The following is a 4,248-nucleotide window of genomic DNA, read 5'->3' as shown; positions in this document are numbered from 1 at the left end:
GATGGTAGTGTGGGGTCTCCCCATGCGAGAGTAGGGAACTGCCAGGCATCAAACAAGTGAAGAACCCCGACCATCCGGTCGGGGTTTTTTGCGTTTACACACGAACCACCCACAGACATATCCACAAGCCTTCCCTTCCTGAATGCGGTAAACTAGCCGTGATTTTGCATCTGGAAGCCACTATGAATCACTCCTTAAAGTCCTGGAATACCTTTGGTATCGATTGTCATGCCCGTCGGATTGTCAGTGCAGAAAATACCGTTCAACTGCTTGAAGCCTGGCAGCAGGCAACCTCTGAAAACCTGCCTGTCCTAATTTTAGGTGAAGGGAGTAACGTCCTCTTTTTAGAGGATTATTCAGGTGTCGTCCTGATCAACCGACTTAAAGGAATCGAGGTGAGTGAACAGCCAGATGCATGGCACCTGCATGTTGGAGCGGGTGAAAACTGGCACAGTCTCGTCACGTATACGCTTGAGAAAGGCATGCCCGGGCTTGAAAATCTGGCACTGATCCCAGGATGCGCAGGTTCATCACCGATCCAGAATATTGGTGCTTACGGCGTGGAACTGCAGCGAGTCTGTGACTATGTTGATTGTATTGAGCTCTCTACTGGCATTATGAAACGCCTGAGTGCTGAGGCGTGCCGGTTCGGCTATCGCGACAGCATCTTCAAACATGAATATCAGGACCGCTATGTCATTGTCGCTGTAGGATTAAAGCTGGTAAAAGCGTGGCAGCCGGTGCTGAGCTATGGCGATTTGACCAGACTGGATCCTCAAACAGTTACGCCGCAGCAGGTCTTTGATGCTGTCTGCCACATGCGTATGACTAAGTTACCCGACCCCAAAGTGAATGGAAATGCTGGCAGCTTCTTTAAAAACCCGGTAATTAGCCCTATGGAAGCTGAAAAGCTTCTGGCTGCTTGCCCGGATGCACCGCATTACCCACAGGATGACGGCAGCGTTAAACTCGCTGCCGGCTGGCTTATCGACCAGTGTCAGCTCAAGGGGCAGCGAGTTGGCGGAGCCATGGTACATCGGCAGCAGGCTCTGGTTCTTATTAATGAAAACAATGCGACCAGCGATGATGTTGTTGCGCTTGCCCGCTATGTTCGCCAGCAGGTTGGAGAAAAATTTGATGTGTGGCTGGAGCCTGAAGTACGGTTTATTGATGCGCGCGGCGAAGTCAATGCGGTGGAGGTTATTGCGTGAAGGATAATACGGTCCCATTAACGCTTATCTCAATTTTATCCGACGGTGAGTTTCATTCCGGCGAGCAGCTCGGAGAGCGTCTGGGTATGAGCCGGGCGGCGATTAACAAGCATATTCAGACGCTGCGCGACTGGGGCGTCGATGTATTTACCGTTCCCGGAAAAGGTTACAGCCTGCCTGAGCCTATTCAACTGTTGAATGAAGATCTCATTAGAAACAGCATAAGTGAGGGTGCTGTTACGGTGCTGCCTGTGATTGATTCCACCAACCAGTATCTGCTGGACAGGCTGGCGTCACTTCGCTCCGGAGATGCCTGCGTGGCTGAGTATCAGCAGGCGGGCCGTGGTCGCCGTGGCCGGAAGTGGTTCTCGCCTTTTGGTGCGAATCTTTATCTGTCAATGTACTGGCGACTTGAGCAAGGGCCCGCTGCTGCGATTGGCCTGAGCCTTGTCATTGGCATCGTGATGGCTGAAGTCCTGCAAAGCCTCGGTGCGGATAAAGTTCGCGTAAAATGGCCGAACGATCTCTATCTGCTGGATCGTAAGCTTGCGGGTATTCTGGTTGAACTCACCGGTAAGACGGGAGATGCCGCGCAAATTGTCATTGGTGCGGGTATTAACCTCGCTATGCGACGAGTCGAATCTGATGTAGTCAATCAAGGATGGATCAATTTGCAGGAAGCCGGGATCAAAATTGATCGTAACACCCTCGCTGTGCGTTTAATTAAAGAACTGCGAGCTGCATTGGTGCTGTTCGAGCAGGAAGGTCTGGTACCTTATCTCCAGCGCTGGGAGAAACTGGATAACTTTATTCATCGCCCGGTGAAGTTGATTATTGGTGAGAAAGAGATATTTGGCATTTCACGGGGCATTGACATGCAGGGGGCATTATTACTCGAACAGGATGGAGTGATTAAACCCTGGATGGGCGGAGAAATTTCGCTGAGAAGTGCGGAATAACAAATTAAGAGGGAGCAGACGCTCCCTTTTTTTATTTTCGAAGCCGAACCTGTTCGACAGAATGGTTGGCACTTTTCGTCAATATTAAACTTGCTCGCTCGCGCGTAGGAAGTATATTTTCTTTTAGATTCAGAAGGTTAATTTCATTCCATAATGATGTTGCTATGTTGACAGCTTCGTCTTTGGATAATTTTGCATAATTATGGAAATAAGAATCTGGATCGGTGAATGCCCCTTCACGGAATTTCAGAAAACGATTGATATACCAGTTTTTCAGCTGATCTTCCGGGGCATCTACATAAATAGAAAAATCGACAAAGTCTGAGACAAATACATGATGCGGATCGTGCGGGTAATCCATACCACTTTGCAGAACGTTCAGACCTTCCAGAATCAGGATATCCGGATGCGTGACCGTTTTGTCGCCATCGCAAATAACGTCATAAATTAAGTGGGAATACACCGGAGCAGTGACATCTGCCGCACCTGATTTAATATCTGAAACAAATTTCACCAGGCGATGCATGTCATAAGACTGCGGGAAGCCTTTTTTCTTCATCAGCCCACGTTCTTTTAGAACCTCGTTAGGATGAAGGAAGCCATCGGTGGTGATCAATTCTACCCGACGATGCTCTGGCCAGCGGCTGAGTAAAGCCTGTAGTACACGCGCCGTTGTGCTCTTACCTACCGCCACGCTGCCGGCAATGCTTATCACATAAGGAATGCGCGGCGCGTTCGTCCCTAAGAACTGCTCGAGCACGGCCTGGCGACGCAAATTGGAGCTAATGTAGAAGTTCAGCAGACGCGAGAGTGGCAGATAGATCTCTGCCACTTCTTCCAGAGACAAATCTTCGTTGATCCCTTTCAGGCGCGTGATTTCCCCTTCGGTAAGGGTCATGGGCACGGAATCGCGAAGGGCAGCCCACTGGCTGCGGTTGAACTGTAAGTACGGCGTCATTAACGTTTGCTCTTTTTTGCTCATAAGCATGTTCAGTTCACGCCCATCGGTTTCATGTGCCGAAGCTGATGAGGTGAGACATTCAGTTAATCAGGACAATGGGCAGGAGGTTAACACCAGATTGAATGGAATAAGAAGAAAAAATCAGATTTAGTGATGCTTCCAGCAGAACGCATCTCTGCCGGGCTTGTTTCATGTTGCTGAGCGAGTTCTGATGAGTGGCCTGACTGAAAGCGTTGTGGGTGCTACGAGCGAACGGTAAGAAAAAAAGGAAGATAGAAACAGACATTCAGCCCATTTTTTGTTCGCAGATGACGGAATTTGCATCATTTTTACACCGTTATGCACAAAATGTGAGCAAGAGATCGTTTTATGCAATTTTTTAGTTGCAAGCCCCGTCATGTCTCCCTAGAATGCGCGCTACTTGATGCCGACTTAGCTCAGTAGGTAGAGCAACTGACTTGTAATCAGTAGGTCACCAGTTCGATTCCGGTAGTCGGCACCATCAAGTCCGGTGGGGTTCCCGAGCGGCCAAAGGGAGCAGACTGTAAATCTGCCGTCACAGACTTCGAAGGTTCGAATCCTTCCCCCACCACCACTTTCTGGCAGCGTTTTCGCCGCCTGAGTTGGTAGAAGTTAAACACCAACTCAAACAATAAAAGAGAGAACACTCTTTTTTGTTGCAGAAAGAACTGGGTAGCCGAGTTTCAGGATGCGGGCATCGTATAATGGCTATTACCTCAGCCTTCCAAGCTGATGATGCGGGTTCGATTCCCGCTGCCCGCTCCAAACGTGCTGATATGGCTCAGTTGGTAGAGCGCACCCTTGGTAAGGGTGAGGTCCCCAGTTCGACTCTGGGTATCAGCACCACTTCAATCTCCTCCTCCCTGGTTTCTCTCTGTGAATTGCATTCAACAAGTCAGGCATGTTGCCTGGTTGATGTGGTGATATCACCGATTTATCCGTGTCTTAGAGGGACAATCGATGTCTAAAGAAAAGTTTGAACGTACAAAACCGCACGTTAACGTCGGTACTATCGGCCACGTTGACCATGGTAAAACAACGCTGACTGCTGCAATCACTACCGTACTGGCTAAAACCTACGGCGGTGCTGCTCGCG

4 protein-coding genes and 4 tRNA genes are annotated in these 4,248 nt (G+C 49.4%); 7 read left to right on the top strand and 1 reads right to left on the bottom strand.

The features are described from left to right. Positions 1-170: 170 nt before the first annotated feature. Both murB and birA read left to right on the top strand, forming a co-directional pair. Positions 171-1,211, top strand: coding sequence for a UDP-N-acetylmuramate dehydrogenase (gene murB / locus RTU33_RS21630; RefSeq protein WP_312630129.1), 1,041 nt, complete (start codon positions 171-173; stop codon positions 1,209-1,211). Continuing rightward, positions 1,208-2,170, top strand: a complete 963-nt coding sequence (gene birA / locus RTU33_RS21625; protein WP_312630127.1) for a bifunctional biotin--[acetyl-CoA-carboxylase] ligase/biotin operon repressor BirA — start codon at positions 1,208-1,210, stop codon at positions 2,168-2,170. The genes murB and birA overlap by 4 nt, the downstream gene beginning before the upstream one ends. A 31-nt stretch (positions 2,171-2,201) precedes the next feature. On the opposite strand, the gene coaA is transcribed toward birA, so the two are convergent. Continuing rightward, positions 2,202-3,152 (bottom strand): type I pantothenate kinase, encoded by a 951-nt coding sequence (gene coaA / locus RTU33_RS21620; protein WP_312630125.1) that lies wholly within the window; start codon positions 3,150-3,152, stop codon positions 2,202-2,204. Between the two features lie 405 nt (positions 3,153-3,557). Between coaA and RTU33_RS21615 the strand changes: the two genes are divergently transcribed. The 5 genes from RTU33_RS21615 to RTU33_RS21595 all read left to right on the top strand — a co-directional run. Continuing rightward, a tRNA-Thr gene (locus RTU33_RS21615) sits at positions 3,558-3,633 on the top strand. A gap of 8 nt (positions 3,634-3,641) precedes the next feature. Then, a tRNA-Tyr gene (locus RTU33_RS21610) sits at positions 3,642-3,726 on the top strand. A 116-nt stretch (positions 3,727-3,842) separates the two neighbouring features. Then, positions 3,843-3,917, top strand: a tRNA-Gly gene (locus RTU33_RS21605). Positions 3,918-3,922: 5 nt separating this feature from the next. Continuing rightward, a tRNA-Thr gene (locus tag RTU33_RS21600) sits at positions 3,923-3,998 on the top strand. A gap of 114 nt (positions 3,999-4,112) precedes the next feature. Continuing rightward, positions 4,113-4,248 (top strand): GTP-binding protein (locus tag RTU33_RS21595; RefSeq protein ID WP_000031653.1); only part of this gene is annotated, 136 nt, incomplete at its 3' end.

Source organism: Scandinavium sp. (assembly GCF_032012665.1).
Lineage (GTDB): Bacteria > Pseudomonadota > Gammaproteobacteria > Enterobacterales > Enterobacteriaceae > Scandinavium.
The sequence above is the reverse complement of the archived record's forward strand: the minus strand, read 5'-3'. Positions and strand labels throughout refer to the sequence as shown.